At 43.2% G+C, this 15876-nt stretch carries 10 protein-coding genes; 2 read left to right on the forward strand and 8 right to left on the reverse strand.

Going from position 1 to position 15876, the window contains the following annotated elements:
* Positions 1-147 precede the first annotated feature (147 nt).
* Entirely contained in the window at positions 148-2625 is a 2478-nt protein-coding gene (locus ACYQ2C_RS15145; RefSeq protein ID WP_460051863.1) for a TonB-dependent receptor, read from the forward strand.
* Positions 2626-2870: 245 nt separating this feature from the next.
* On the opposite strand, the gene ACYQ2C_RS15150 is transcribed toward ACYQ2C_RS15145, so the two are convergent.
* Positions 2871-3530, reverse strand: a complete 660-nt coding sequence (locus tag ACYQ2C_RS15150; protein WP_460103953.1) for an FMN-binding negative transcriptional regulator — start codon at positions 3528-3530, stop codon at positions 2871-2873.
* 49 nt (positions 3531-3579) lie between these two features.
* Positions 3580-3861: a hypothetical protein gene (locus ACYQ2C_RS15155; protein ID WP_460103954.1), complete on the reverse strand. Its 282-nt coding sequence runs from the start codon at positions 3859-3861 to the stop codon at positions 3580-3582.
* A gap of 435 nt (positions 3862-4296) precedes the next feature.
* Here ACYQ2C_RS15155 and ACYQ2C_RS15160 point away from each other — a divergent pair, with 435 nt between their 5' ends.
* Complete coding sequence (locus ACYQ2C_RS15160) at positions 4297-6270, forward strand: methyl-accepting chemotaxis protein (protein WP_460103956.1); 1974 nt, start codon at positions 4297-4299, stop codon at positions 6268-6270.
* A gap of 84 nt (positions 6271-6354) precedes the next feature.
* Here ACYQ2C_RS15160 and ACYQ2C_RS15165 read toward each other — a convergent pair whose 3' ends face one another.
* The 6 genes from ACYQ2C_RS15165 to ACYQ2C_RS15190 all read right to left on the reverse strand — a co-directional run bounded on the left by ACYQ2C_RS15165 (position 6355) and on the right by ACYQ2C_RS15190 (position 15819).
* Positions 6355-7443 (reverse strand): tryptophan 7-halogenase, encoded by a 1089-nt coding sequence (locus tag ACYQ2C_RS15165; protein WP_460103957.1) that lies wholly within the window; start codon positions 7441-7443, stop codon positions 6355-6357.
* Positions 7436-9250: a LodA/GoxA family CTQ-dependent oxidase gene (locus tag ACYQ2C_RS15170; protein ID WP_460103958.1), complete on the reverse strand. Its 1815-nt coding sequence runs from the start codon at positions 9248-9250 to the stop codon at positions 7436-7438. The genes ACYQ2C_RS15165 and ACYQ2C_RS15170 overlap by 8 nt, the downstream gene beginning before the upstream one ends.
* Before the next feature lie 25 nt (positions 9251-9275).
* On the reverse strand, positions 9276-10481 hold the full coding sequence (locus tag ACYQ2C_RS15175) for a ferritin-like domain-containing protein (protein ID WP_460103959.1): 1206 nt from the start codon (positions 10479-10481) through the stop codon (positions 9276-9278).
* A 1070-nt stretch (positions 10482-11551) separates the two neighbouring features.
* Entirely contained in the window at positions 11552-13906 is a 2355-nt protein-coding gene (locus tag ACYQ2C_RS15180; RefSeq protein ID WP_460051852.1) for an efflux RND transporter permease subunit, read from the reverse strand.
* A complete protein-coding gene (locus tag ACYQ2C_RS15185) occupies positions 13906-14991 on the reverse strand; it encodes a WD40/YVTN/BNR-like repeat-containing protein (RefSeq protein WP_460103960.1) in 1086 nt (361 codons plus the stop codon). The genes ACYQ2C_RS15180 and ACYQ2C_RS15185 overlap by 1 nt, the downstream gene beginning before the upstream one ends.
* Before the next feature lie 372 nt (positions 14992-15363).
* Complete coding sequence (locus tag ACYQ2C_RS15190; RefSeq protein ID WP_460051849.1) at positions 15364-15819, reverse strand: GNAT family N-acetyltransferase; 456 nt, start codon at positions 15817-15819, stop codon at positions 15364-15366.
* Between the last annotated feature and the right edge of the window lie 57 nt (positions 15820-15876).

Genomic DNA, 15876 nt, shown 5'->3' on the forward strand with positions numbered 1-15876 from the left:
GGTCTAAGAATAATAAAAGAAATCTACTCCAAAATTGCAATCGATTGTAATCCTCATTTCGATGCAAAAGTGAATCAACTGTGCCGGTGGTTGTTCGCTATCAAATAACTCAGGTCATTCAATAAACCGGTATGAGAGGAACTAATAATGATAAATAAAATTAACCGATTGAATACCCGAAAAACTCTATTGGCGTGTGCGGTTGCCTCGTTCTCAAGCGGTGCGTTTGCACAAGTTCTTGAAGAGGTTGTGGTTACCGCAGCACCAAAGGGAAAAAGTCAAATTGAGGCCAGTGTTTCGGTAAGTGCTTTAGGCACCGAAGAAATTGGAAAATTTGCGCCGCGTTCTACCGCAGAAATTTTTCGAGCGCTGCCGGGTATTCGTGCGGAATCCTCTGGGGGCGGTGGTAACGCCAATATCACCGTTCGCGGTTTACCCTTAGCAACCGGCGGTTCCAAATTCTTGCAAATTCACGAAGACGGATTACCGGTATTAGAATTTGGTGATATTAATTTTGGTAATGCCGATAATTTCTTGCGCTTTGATCAATCGGTTGCGCGTATTGAATCCGTTCGCGGCGGTTCAGCATCTACCTTCGCCAGTAATTCTCCCGGTGGCGTCATTAACTTAATCAGTAAAACCGGCGACGAAGAAGGCGGCTCTTTTGGTGTTACCTCCGGGCTTGATTACGATGAGTTCCGAACCGATTTTTCCTACGGATCTCCCATCAACGATACTACCTATTTTCATGTTGCCGGATTTTTTCATGATGGCGAAGGTGTGCGTGATACCGGATTCAACGGCGAAAACGGCGGACAAATTAAAATTAACATCACTAAAGAATTAGAGAACGGTTTTTTACGGGTTCATTTCAAAAACCTAGATGACAAAGTAACGACCTATTTACCGGCGCCGGTGCGCGTTAATGGCGGTGGCAGTTATGGCAGTGTTGCTAATTTTGATGCTCGTTCAGAAACCTTGCACTCACCCAGTACCACCAATATTTCTACGTTTGATTCGTTTGGTAATCCGCAAAATCGAGATTTAACCGACGGTATTGAATCGAAGGTAACGTCAATTGGTTTTGAATTCGAACAAGAAATTGATGAAGGCTTAGTTTTAAACAATAAATTCAGAACCTCTGATATTAGTGGTGGATTTATTTCGCCGTTTACCGACACACTCGGAAATCTAGGTCCGCAAGCCGCATCGGGAATAGCGACCAATTTATGTAATTCGGCGTTAGACGGTGACGGTAATCCGTTTGACTGCTCCTCAACATCGGTCACTATCGCCGAAACCGGTGAGAGTTACGATGGTCTAGCATTTACTAATTTATTGTTTGATGCGCGCATTCACGATTTAGGCAATACCATTAATGATCTTAATTTAACAAAAAGCTTCGATAACGGTGTAACCCTAACGTTTGGTTACTATTATTCTAAACAAAATATCGAAACCAGTTGGGCCAGCTGGCAAGCATTTATTCAAACCGTCGATGGCAGTAATTCCCAATATTTAAATATCGAAGACGCCGCCGGTAATGCACTGGTTGATAATGGTTTATTATCGCCAAGCTTTTTATCGTTTGAATGGGATTTACAATACACCACCACCGCACCTTATATTAACGTCGGCTTTGAAGTTGGCGAAAAATGGTTGTTCGATATAAGCGCGCGTTACAATCAAGTACAAGCCAACGGGGAATTAATTTCTAGCTGCTGCGGTGGCAATACCGATTTCGATCTGAACGGTGACGGTATCATCAGTGGCAATACCGAAGATGCTTCTTCAACCAATGCATTTGGCTTTGGTGGCGGTGTTATTAATTTAAATCGTGCAGGAGCAAATATTCAGCGCGTTAATTACGATACCGACGAAGTATCTTTCTCATTGGGTGGTACTTACCTGTTAACGAACTACTCCACCGTTTTTGCGCGTTACAGTGAAGGTGTTCGTGCGGTAGCCGATCGCTTATTGCAAATTCCGGGCGCCTTAAATACCAATGGATCATTGGCAAGCACTACCGATGGATTTGATACCGTTAAGCAATTAGAAATCGGATACAAATATTTGGGTGAATGGTACGACTTAAATGCAACCTTCTTCGATTCAAATACCGAAGATACACAAGCAGAAGTCACCAGCGGCGCGACCTTTATTCGTGAATACGATGCCACCGGTATTGAACTGGAAGGTAATTTAAACTTTGAAGGTGGCTTTAAACTGTCGGGTAACCTAACGTGGACCGATGCCGAAATTGTCTCTGATCGACTCAATCCAGAAATTGAAGGCAACACGCCACGACGACAAGCCGATTTTATTTGGACAATAACGCCTGAATATTCCACCGACTCCTTCGGCGTTGGCGCGACACTTCAAGGTTCAACCGACTATTACGTGCAAGACAACAATGATCTTGAACAAGAAGCCTATACCATTGTTAATTTATTCGCTAATTGGCACATCAACGATTCGTTTACCGCAACCGTGACCATGAATAATGCCTTCAATGAATTCGTAATTACCGAATCCGAAGAAGGCAGCGCAGAAGTTGGCGATATTATCAGAGCACGTGCACTTAACGGTCGCTCCACCGTATTAGCAATTAATTACCGTTTCTAGTCTCTAACTTCACGGTTTTCCAACAGCTCTCAGTGTTATTAGTCTTCACTTGGGGGTTGTTGGCTTTTTTTAGCATCTCTTTTTGATTCTTTTGTTGTTATCTCGTCATTATTGAATTTAAAAATAGGCTTTATTGGAAACTCAACTAGCGTATTTTTGATTTAATCAGTAGAACGTATTGGAATGTTGATTAGTTCATTTTCTCGGTAAAGTTTTTAGGAACCTCTGATTAAATCAAGGATGAGTTAATCAGAGGTTCCTTTAGTTTCTGTCATTGACTGTTGAAGTAACCGGTCGTTCTCGCTCGGTGAATTTCGCAATCCTTCTATAACACCAGCGTAGTCGGTATCCGATTTATTTTGGCTGTGTTTAAAATTTCCAACCATTTCTGAAGCGGTGATTTCAATTCCAACCACGGCTTGCAGCATTTTTTTAATATAATCTTTAGGTGCATCATTGACGGACCAAGGTTGTGTCTGTGAATGTGCCTCGTGAAAATCAGACAGCTGCTGAATATGGTTTAACAGCCATTGTTGATCATGAATAAATCGTATGGTGCCTTTAACGTGTACCGCAGAGTAGTTCCAAGTAGGTACCGCTTTTCCTGTTGCTAATTTTGACGGATAAAAATTCGGGCTGATATAACCATTAGGGCCGTGAAATACCACTAATACAGATTGATTATCTTGGCTGTTGCCGACCAAGCTGTTGTTGTGCGCAACGTGACCTTCGAGTTTTATCGTTAGATTACCGTTTTGATCTTTAATAGTTTGAACCAAAAACGGAATGTGGTTGGCATCTAACTCTGAATCATTATTAACAATGAGTGTTCCCAACGAATATTGTCGAATAAATTCAATTAATAATTGGCTGTCGGTTATTTTAAATTTAGATGGAATGTTCATGTCTTTTAAAATTTATGTGCCTTCAAATTTCGTTGTTTAAAATAAATAATTAACCGGCAAGGGCAATGCTGGCTAATTTAAAAGTCATTAAGAGGGTCATAATTGACAGAAAAATAAATAAAATACCGTTAATCATAAAAACAGCGCGAATACATTTTATTTTAATTTTCTGCCACAGTGAGTTTTTTATCTCAATTTCTGGCGGCAAGTTTTTAAACTGACCTATTAGCGTCAGTACCAAACAACTCCACAATAATCCCAACAGTGAAAAAGTTAATACCTGGTCATCGGCCAGATTACTTATACCTAATATGCTGGCAATCAATAACACAAAAAAGCCAATGCCCGATATTACAAAAACGGGCTGAAGCTTATTAAGAACTTGCGCAAGTTTAACGAGTTTCTCAATCATTACTGGAGTTGGCCGTTAACAGTGAATGTTTAATAGTTTTTAAAATAGCAGCTTCTTAACTAGAAAAAAATATACAAGTGTTAACTAACTTATAATTACTAATGATTCTTCTAGACTTAAAGAACCTCTGATTAACTCATCCTTGATTTAATCAGAGCACAGAAATTGAAAACGCGATTTCCAATTTCTACACAATTTCAATCACTTACAGTTTTTGAAGTTGACGACACATCCTTGTACCGCTGGAAAATCTGAGTTAATCAGAGTTTCCCCTAAGACGAGTTGTAGGCTTGTTCGGGAACTAAGCAGGTTACCACAAGCAGTATTCGAGTTGTCTCAGAAGAGAATTTAAGAATGAGTATTCGTAATCAAATATGGTCGATTGGCGCGGTGATGTTGCTGAGTGCGGCTTTTGTTATTTATGGCTTGGCGGTATTTTTGGTCAAACCACAGTTGTATGAAGAAGAGGCGCAGGCGGCTCAGGTTCGAGTTGAGTTGATCGCCACTGACATCAACATTGCGCTCAAAGAAACGGCAACATTAACCAACAGTCTCGCCACTATTACCGAGTCGAACGCAACGAACAGAACATTATTAATTGATCTGCTTAAGGGCGTGATCGACAACTACGGCGCACTTGAAATCGCCGGTGGTGGCGTTTGGCCTGAACCGGGCAAGCTTATTCCGTCTACACAGCGAGCGTCTTTATTTTGGGCCAGAAATCAAAATGGCAAACTCGATTTATTAAACGACTATAACGATCCAAGTGGTAGTGGTTATCATCAAGAGTCATGGTACACGGTTGGTAAAAGCCTAAAGAGTGGGCAATGCGCTTGGTCAGAGGCTTATTCAGATCCCGTATCAGGCACGCCCATGGTGACCTGCACGGTTGCGATTAAGCCCAATGGCGAGTTTTGGGGTGTTGCTACCATCGATTTGATGCTCAATGGTTTGCGTGAATTGCTCACTCGTCAGCAAGAGGCTTCTCGTGGCTATCCCTACGTTATCGATCAAAAGGGGTTAATTGTTGCCGCGCCGAAGTTACGCGAGCAAAGTTTAGCGATGCAATCGTTAGAAGAAGTCGCACGAGCAGATGCAAGCTTATTACCTTTGGCAAAAGCTGTGCGTGAAGGTCAATCAAAATTAGATTTGCCCAGTAACGTGTTAAAAGAAGGTAAATCGTTATTGGTGCAAACGGATTTATTTAACGGTCAGTGGAAAGTTGGTTTATTAACGCCGCATTCGGTTGCTCTAGCGACATCCAATAAAATTATTACCAATTTATATTTAACGCTAATTCCGTTAATTGCCATTTTTGTGGCGGTACTTATTTTCTCTGGTAAAGGTATTCTTGAGCGATTAGAAGAAACGACTACGCAAATTCGTACGCTTATTAACGGACAAATTAATCGCCGTTTACCGGTAAATTCCGATAACGAAATCGGTCAATTACGAAAAACCGTTAACGACTACGCGGATTATTTTGGCAGTATTTTAAACAGTATCGCTAACGAAGCTGAAGGTGTGCACAGTGGCTCGAATACACTCAATGAATTGAGTGTCGCTTTGAATACACGGGCTACTGCACAACTTAAAGAAAATAATGTCTTGTCCGAATTTATTGATGACATGGCAACGAGTTCACGTAATGTTGCCAGTGATACCACACAAGCCGCAACCACCGCAGAAGAATCCGCAGAAATTGTTCGCCAGGGCCAACAAGTTGTAGCGTCAAGTAACGAGGCGATCAATCGCTTGGCTGACGCCTTGGGCAATACTGCCAAGGTCATTGAGCGCCTTGCCGCAGATTCTCATCAAGTGGGCGAAGTACTGGCAGTCATTAAAGCCATTTCAGAGCAAACCAATCTATTAGCACTTAACGCCGCCATTGAGGCCGCAAGAGCCGGTGAACAGGGCAGAGGATTTGCCGTTGTCGCTGATGAGGTAAGAACGCTGGCGGGGCGAACTCAAACCTCGGCGCAAGAAATTGAAAAAATGATTTCACAGCTGCAAGAAGCGGCGCAATCGGGTGTTGCAGTGATTCAAAGCAGTGGTGATTTATCGGCAAAAGCGCTGGAAAGTGCCGAAGAAACCCGAAAAAACTTCGAAAATATCGTGTCGGCTTTCGATAACATTCGCGCCCGTGCTAACAGTATCGCCGATGCCGTTGAAGAGCAAAGTCAGGTAACCGAAGCTATCAATAAAAAAATGGAATTGATTCGATCAATCTCTAACGAAAATGCTCAAGCCGCCAACGATTTAACCGACATGAGTCGAAATTACACCGAGGTTGCCGATCGACTACGAAATATCAGTCGTCAAACCTAATCTCTATTCGTACTTGGGCTTAATTTATCAAGCGCCTAAAAAGCTTCAATTAGGCGCTTTTTTATTTATCCAACCACAAAGTATTTATTGCGATTGCCTGCGCTGCCAAAATTCATTGTCTTGCCAGCGCTTTTCTAAACCGTAATACCACCGCGATTCTTGCAAGTACCGCTGTATTCCCGAATCTGCTCTAACAGCGTATTTTTCTGCCGGAGCTAAGTCTTGATTGTTTAACCAGCCGATAATAGTGGGTACCGCTGCAAGAGCATCACCCAGTGCGTTTGAAATACCAGACGATGTTAAAGGATCAAATGACGCCAGTGCATCGCCTATGGCAATCCAACCGGGACCGGCCGCTTGGGTTAAAAACCCTGCCTGCGCTGCGTAGGTTTGCGTGCTTACATTGTTTACTGTATCGACAGAAAAATACTCTTTTATTAACTCGGTTTTTTGTAACTCTTTAAGTAATCGAGCAAGGTCTTGCCATTGATGCTTACGAATTTGATCGGCATCGGTCATTAACGTAATTAATCCCTCGCCGGTGGGCAGTTGACTGGCATACCACCACCCGTCCGAAAAAGATTCCACGAGGGTTCGCCCTTTTAACGACAGCACGTTTTGGGTTTTAAACGCGATAGCGGTAAGGGTATCCAATTGTTTGCGCTGGGCATTTAATTTACGCGCTATAAGTGACCGTCTGCCACTGGCGTCAACTAGGTATTTACCTTTTAGCGTGTATTGATGATCGTTTTGAGTTAGGTTTAAACACCATAAGTTGCCGTCGTGAATAAACCTATTTAATGTTGTTTCTAACAATAAATGTGCGCCGAGCTTTTGAGCGTGATCAGCTAGGTCTTGATCAAAACAGTTGCGATTTAAATGCCAGGCTTGCCCACGCCCGTGTAATAAAAAATCGGTATGATTTTTTTGCTCGGCCCAATAGGAAATATTGCCGTGGTAGGGTGCATGTCCGCGATTTTTTAAATTAATTTCAAAACCCAAACGTCTTAATTTTGCGGTTACATCGGGCGCGGCCGATTCGCCTATTTTAAAACGCTGTGGCTTGGGTTTATCTATAATCGCAACACGTTCGACCCCCTCGTTAAGCAACGCTAAGGCTGTGGCGCAACCCGCAGGGCCTGCGCCACAAATAATTACGTCGAACTCAGTCATTGGGTGAAAACGGTCTTGGTAGAGTGCGCGCAACTTCTACAAAACGCTGCTCTTGCTCAATTTCTTTTTCCATAATAAATCCCAATTGCGACCAGTATTGAACCATGTAAATGTCGTCAGAAAAGGCGATAAAATCATTGCGCTTTTGATCAAAGTCGGTGCCTACCCAAGCCACCTGATGTTTGGTATCAAGCGAGGGCGTGGGTACGCTGGTTAAGGCAGTATTTTCAAGACTTCGTGAATTAATTAACTGCGCCTGTGCCGGATCTAAATAAATAAATTCCGGTCTTTGCGCGGGCCACCACCACAGTACGCGCTCGCCAATGGGTTGTGATGAGCATTCATTAAAATCGGCTTGCCAAGGAATAGCCATATAGCGAGTTAAATCGCCGGGCTCCATTGCCGAAGGGTTAAAGTTGAGTTGCAGTGGTCCCTGGGTCGCCGGTGCTGCATTAATTCGAAATGGATCATCGGGCCAATAAATTGATCGGTTGCGAGAAATCCAAGTTAATTCAATGCCCGGAGAAAACGCACCGCCTACGCAGTTTTCTAACACGTTACGCGTTAAATCGAGTGGACCTTGATCGGTTACGGGTTCATTCACAAAATGACCCGCGGCCCATTGTTCTAAAAAGAAAAATTGCGTATCGGTTAAGCGTAAATAGGTTGAGGTTAACGTGCCTTCAATTAAGCAATTGTCACCGGCTAAATACGGCATCATGGTTGCACCGCGTGGCGAAATTAAGGTGTTTTCCTCGGCTGGTGGTCTTAATATGTCAAAGATCCAATTACGCAAACCGTAAAAAGTATCGTCTTCGGCAGACGCGGGTACCTGACCAAGCTTGGCCATATCAAAGGTGTGAGGTTTGGGTGGAATTGCAGCAACCCACGTGTAGGTGGTGCCGCGTTCTAATAGCGGTAGAATTTCTCTTTGGAAATTTGGCAGATAGCCATTGGGCCCTTTTTGCCACAGACCCTGGTTGTTAATTTCTGGAAATTCACCGGCGCGCACGGCGCTATCGAAAATGGTATCCCATAAGGTTACGAGATTCGCGATTTCTGGCGCATAGGATGGCGGTGCAACCGACACCCAAGCCGAATCAACGGTGGTATCGTTATCGTAGCCATCTTGCCACTCAATCACCGCCGTTACCGGGCCATCGCCGGTATCGTCCCACCAACCGTCGTTGTTCGCGTATTGTTTGATAACGGGATTAGGGTCTTCGCTGCCAGCAATTCCAAGCCCGCCGAGAACCAGTAGCCGACCGTCTGCATCGGTGCGTAATTCACCCAAGGTATCGATCATTTCTTCGGTAGGATACAACAAACCGTCTGGGAAATTCGCACCTTGATAACCGCTCGGTACAGAATTTCTATCCATCGCGACAGGCCCAATATTACTGCCTGAAATTTGCCGTGGGCCGGGATCGATAATTAATTTAAGACGATCGTCGCCGGTAATGTGCGCATTTCTTAGAGGATGATTGCTGGCGTAACCGTGTTCGCCTTCGTTGGTTGCAAACTCGTACCAGCTGGATTTTTTATTGGCCATGTGTACCGTCCAGGTAATGGATTTTACACCCGGCGTGCTTAAGGTAATTTCTTGGCCGTCGTTGGCAAAAATTTTAAATCGAGCGGCTTGGCGACACATACGACCTTGATCATCGCGAAAGTCATTTTCAGTAAAGGTGCTGCCATCTGGATTTATGGGTAACCCGCGGTAGGCTTCTGGGCCGATATAAAATTTTTCTGTTGCATTTCCAACGCGAGCAATACCGATTGGCGGATAAATTTTGTAGTCAGACATTATAAATTCCTTCTCGCTAAAGCGCTTATAGGTCTAGCTTTTCGGTAATGGATAAGATTTCTTGGCAACCGGCCAAGGCCGATTTAAGGTGCAAACGAATTTGATCTTCTTGTTGACCGTTGGCTAATTGATCCATGGTTTCTTGAAGATTGAGAGCAACTTGTTTTTGTTTAATCGATTCGTCGTTCACATAAATCCAAGCCGGAGCTGCGGTTGGTCCAACGGATGAATTACCGCCATTAAAGGCTGGTGTTTGCATCAATGAGCGCGCTAAATCGGGAAGTACACGATGCATAATGGATAGCACTACACCAAAGTAAGGATCGGCCTCGCTAGCGTTAAAGGATTTTTCGAAAGCTCGCAGCATGATGCTGTATTGTTGATCGAATGTAGTGGCTAGCTGAATTGCGGTTGGGTTGGTGTAATCGCTGGTTACTGGGTTAGAAATAACGGGGTAAGTATCGGGAAATACCGTCGGTTCTAAAGACACTTTGCGGAATTTAGCAAAATGACTGAGCTCGTAGGGAGTTCCTAAAATTGGGCCATAGGTTCCATCGGTTCGGTGCCCATAATGATTGTAAGTACCTGTAGCTTCAAAGGGCACTAAAGGTGCTTCGGCAGGAACGGTGCCTTCGCCTTGTTTAACAATTTCATTAACCGCCGTCATAAAAGATTCTTTGTCGATAACCGGTTGCACGTCGCCGCCAAATTTACCGATGTAAATATCGGTACGTTGTCGCCCAGGACCGGTATTCGTAAAAGGATTTTCGGGATAAGCCGTTACCGCATCCACAAACGCCGCATACAACTGCGCAATACTGTCGTAATTATTACCTTGAGGCGGAGCGCCAAACTCGGCGGGACTTTCTATTCCCGCAAATACATCGCCAAATACAGACGGCGACGCTCTAAATAAACCAATATGTGGCGTGGTATTTGGATTGGCTTGCGGCAGATAACCCGGATAAACAGGCACCGCTGAATCGGTAAATTTAGGCAGTGCGCCCAAAGCAACAATAATATTTGCTGCTTGATTAACATGAAACATTTCCTCAATGGCAACGCTTCGCAACGCTTGATACGCGTAGCTGTCGGTATTTGCGATGGAGTACAGCGCCGATAAATAAACAGGAATCGTAGAAAATTCGACCTGTAAAGCCAGTTGCGCCGTTTGTTGTAAATCCGTAATTGTTGGAGCGTTGGATAATCTTGAAAAGAGTCCTTCAGTCATTTCGTCGCCTCTTGATTCGACATGGATAACCCTCTTTTTTATTGCAATTAAAATCGAGCAATTAACGAAGGAAGAAAATATGCGTATTTAAATAAAGGAAATTCTAATGCACGTAGAATTTATGGTGATAAAATTAAAATCCTTGAATCAGTTTTTCTTTTGATTAAATTCGGGCGAATTAAGCAAAAGTTTTTAAAATTTAATTGTAGCCAGTAAAGTGGTGTATAAATTACGTGTGTCGATAAATTTTAAAATTTATATTTCTGACCAATAATCTGCTAATAACAAAAAGGCTTTGCAAATAAGTAATGAAAACTCCGATTAACTCAGAGTTTCTGCGACACAATAATATGTCGCCAATTTCTGTCCTTAGATTAATTATTGGTTTAAATGAATATGTTAACTGAACAGTACATTGGTACGGTTGTGATACAAAGTTAATTTTGTTGATAATTTAGCCATATTAAACCCCGAAAAATTCTGAGTTAAGCAGAGGTTTCTATCAACAAAAACTCAAATGAATCAAACGTAATCGTGAAAAACTAATGTAATTATTGTTATCAATTTTTAATTGGTTTTATGGCTAGGCTTTTTTAAGCTGCTGTTTCGGGAAACTCTAATGGCTAAGAATTTTATTAAATAGTGTCGAAATTAACAGGTTGCTGAAAAAGGCTTTGTTTGACGTTTAGTAGATATTTCTTTCTGTTTTCAAAAGATTTTTCGATAGAAAAAAAAGAAATTTTATGAAAGGAATAAAAAAGAAAAGATTAATCGGTAAATTGCCGCTACAGAAGCTCTAAAAATCTTGTTAATCTCGTCATGGCTCGCGGTAAATGTCCTTAATCATGGGCATCAAGAAGATTCAATTTATGTGGTTGTGACCTTAAAAATAATTTCTAAGATTATTGTAGGAGTCTCTGACTAACTCATTGCTGAGCTAATCAGAGAACGGAAATCGACAATAGGATTACCAATTTTTTGCCAATTTCAATTACTTACCGTTCTTGAAATTGTTGATACATCCCTGTGTCGCGGGAAACTCTAGGTTAACCGGAGTTTCGCATATGTTGTTATGCGTTATTGGTAATTTTTTCTGGGTGTAATAATCGAGCAATTGCCGGTAATAAAATAAGCGCACCAAGCATGTTCCAGATAAACATAAAGGTTAACAAAATACCCATGTCGGCTTGGAATTTAATGGGCGAGAATACCCACAAGACCACACCAATTGCCAATGTTAAACCTGTAAAGGCAACGGATTTACCCGTGCTTTGTAGGGTTTCTAAATACGCGTGTGCCAATGAGTGACCTTGTTTTAAATAGGTCTGCATTTTTGAATAGATGTAAATGCCGTAATCGACACCAATACCCACACCCAAAGCAATTACTGGCAAGGTCGCAACCTTAACACCAATACCCAGTTGAGCCATTAATGCTTGGCAGAGAATAGAGGTAATTGCCAACGGTGCGATAATACAAATAACCGTGCGAATGGAGCGGAAGGTTAATAAGCATAAAATACTTACTACCGAATATACCCAAATCAGCATTTCGTATTGGGCTTTTTCGATAACCTCATTGGTTGCCGCTTCAAAACCGGCTTTACCGGCGGCCATCAAAATATCAATACCGTCGGTTTTATTGTTGTCGATAAATCCTTCAATGGCAGCGGTAATATCTTTTAGGGTTTCGGCCTTGTGATCATCCAAGAAGATAATCACCGGTAATAACGAGCAGCTGCTGTTCATTAATCCAGACGGCACGTAAGCCAGCGAGGCATTAATAACAAATTGGTTTCGGCTCACCGATTGCCACTTTAAATTTCGCTCATTAAGACCGCTGGTAACCCGCTCAGATACATCGGCTAGCGAAATACTCGATTGCACACCGGGTATGCCTTCTAAATAAAATTGAAAGCGATCCACCAGCGACAGCGTATTAAAGCTTGAGCATTGATCGCTTTGTGTAGCCACCATAACCACAAATACATCGCTTGAGGTCGAATAGTTATCGCCAATAAATGCGTTGTCTTGGTTGTAGCGCGAATGTATTCGCAATTCGGGTGCGCCCTCATCAAGGTCACCAATTTTTATATCTTTGCCTAAATACAAGCCGCCCACTAAAAATACCAACGCGGTAATAACGGCAATGCCAGCACCTTTGGGCGTGGCAAAAACAGACAATAGCTGCCAGCGAGTTTTTTGTTTGGCGATGGCTTTTTGGGCGCGTTTTATTGCCGTATTACCCACACCAAAAAAGCTCAGTAGCAACGGCAACAGCATTAAATTGGTTAAGACAATAACGGCAACACCAATAGATGCCGTTACTGCAAGATCTTTAATGACCTGAATCTCAATCACCATTAGGGTGATAAAACCAATACCGTCGGAAATAAGCGCGGTTAAGCCGGGAATATAAATGGTTTTGAAGGCATGTTTTGCCGCTTCAATTTTGTCGTCGCCATTGGCCGAAGCAAGCGTCACGGTATTTACAATTTGCACACCGTGACTTACGGCAATAGCAAACACCAAAAACGGCACCAGCATAGAGTAGGGATCAAGCCCGTAACCCAAAATGTTCAAAATACCTAACTGCCAAATTACGGCAATCAGCGAGCAAATCAGCGGAAAAATAGTACCGGCAATACTGCGCGAATAAATAAACAGCAATACCAAGGTGATGACAATGGCGATGGCAAAAAATATCGCAACCTCTACGGCGCCTGCAATTAAATCACCAATGATTTTTGCAAAGCCGGTGATGTGAATATCAATAGCATTAGAGCTGTATTTATCGCGCACCAAGGTTTCTAATTGTTCAGAAAACACTTGGTAATCGAGTTTTTCGCCGGTATCGGGATTTTTATCAAACAGGGGTACCTGAATCATGGCCGAGCGAAAATTATTCGCCACCAAAATACCAACCTGACCAGAGCGTAAAATATTGGTGCGGATGTCTTCTAAACTTTGTTCAGAACCGTCGTAGCTGTCGGGAATAACTGGCCCGCCCACAAAGCCCTCTTCGGTAACTTCTGTCCAGCGTACGTTAGGTGTCCAAATGGATTTTAATGACGAGCGATCAACACCGGGAATAAAAAATAATTCATCGGTCACTTGCTTTAAAATTTCTTGGAATTCGGCGGTAAAAATATCGCCATCTTTTGCGGCAACAACAACATTGATGCTGTTGCCCAATCCCGATAAATCATCGCGATAACGTAAATAATTCTCAACATAGGGATGCGACGACGGAATCATTTTTACAAAACTGGCATCTGGGCGAATTTGTGTTGCCTGCCAGCCAAGTACGAGAGTAATAATTGCAAATAAGGCTAAAACAAATTTGCGATAATTAAATAAAAGATATTCTGCGAGCTTTTCGCTGGCTTGAAACGGCCACAACAGCGCTGCCGACAAAGACTTCATTATAATTCCCCAGCAGCAATTTGATTTTTAGTGAGAGCAATACGTTCAACACCGGCCTCGCCGGTGACAATCAAATAATCACCGGCAAGTGATACCGATGAAAACGAGCGCAATTCACGGTTACCCACTTGGTGAAAATCGTCACCGTTTTGTTTTAAAACCACACCGCCTTGGCCGACCAGAATTAATTCATTATTGGCTACCGTCGCATCACTGATGGTTGCTTCTGTGGGTAGGTCGATGGTTTGCCACTCTTGGTTGTTTTCATCAAAACGAAAGGCGTTACCGCGTAAACCAAAAATATACAGAGAATCGGTTTCTGCGGCGGCAAAGAATGAGCCTTGGTAGGGCGAGTCTAGCTCGTACCAGTTTGCTCCGTCGTCGTCGCTTGCCAATAACAAACCGGCTTCACCAAGAAGTACTAAACGCCCGGAAGTTTGTTGATAAATACGATTCAGATGCAAGCCGTCTGGGTTTGGCAGGCTAAAGCCGCGATGTTGCCAGTTTTCACCGCCGTTTTGGGTCTCAAGTATCATGCCGTAGGCGCCAATTAGGAAGCCGTGCTGGGGGGTAATGAACAATAAATCCAGCACCGGTGAACTTGGCCCTTCTTCAAGCGCAAGCTGTGCATCTTCAAGCTTATAACCCAACTCTTCGCGCACAAAGTCGTCGGTTTCGACTGTGATGGCGTGTTCTAAGGATTCGATATTCAACGCAAGAATGTCTGCTCCCGTAAGCACGGTACGCCAAGCAGTACCGCCATCGACGGATTTTAAGACTACGCCGTCATGCCCGGCTGCCCATGCCGTGCTGTCGTCGGAGAATTTCACCGTGGTGAGTAACACGCTTGAAGGTACCGGTGCTTGTTCCCAGCTGGCTCCAGCGTTGTTTGAGGTAAGAATGACTCCCTGTTCGCCCACGGCGATACGCTGCTCATTTTGTGCTGCCTGAGCCAGTAACAGCGCCTGTTCAACCTTGGCGTGTTCTATTGCAGGTTGCTGAATGCGGTCGGCGAGTAATTGTGGTGGTTGGATGAGAATAACTGTCGTACAAAAAAGCTGTACGAGTTTGGATTTCGGTAACATTGAATAACCTTTAATTATTGTTATTGGCATCGATTTACCGGTGCTTAAATTGGATCGTAAATTCAAGATAAACCAGAAAAAACATCAATTTAGACAACGGTTTTATGACTCAAAGCTTGCGATATTAGATGTCGTTACGCCAATAACAAAACATACCAGTTTTGCTGACAAAATATTTCAGTCGGTTGAAAAGCCCAACAGTGTAAGGGAAAACAGTTTTAGAGAATTCCTGTAAATTTCCTTCATATCGATGCAAATCAAAAAAACGATTTGGCAATATCGACGAAACAACCTTAAAAACACGTAACCGCGTACTACAGGTTTGAGACTGGTATGTTGGAAATCCGCTGAGTACGGAGTTTTAAAGAATCGCTAGTGATGTGCGGTGCTGTAGGTATAAAAATGCCAAACACGCTGCTGGGCATCAAGGGAGTTATAGAGCGCTTGAGCTAGGCTATTATCCGGCGCCGTTACCCACTGTAATCGTGTCGCGCCGTGTTTGGCTGCGTATTGTCGAGCGTGTTCGATTAGGGCTCGGCCAACGCCCTTGCTGCGAGATTCTGCAAGCGTGTACAAATCATTAAGCACGCCAACCTTTGCCGCAATGGTGGAAGAAAAGGTCAGATAAACCGTGGCAAAACCTAAAACCCGATTGGTTTCGTTATCGCGGTATAAAAACTGGCAGCCCGCCGGATTAGCCTCACCAAACTGAGCAAAAAACTCGGCGTTTTTCGCGTCAGAAATATCCGCAATTTTATAAAACTCTTGGTATTGGCGAATTAAGGGTAAGACTTCGGGTAGGGTTTGGGCAGATACGGCTTCGATCATAACAATAATTTCCATTCAGGCTTAAAACGTTGTTAGGAGCAAAGAGTTACAAACAAA

Source organism: Sessilibacter sp. MAH3, assembly GCF_054658275.1.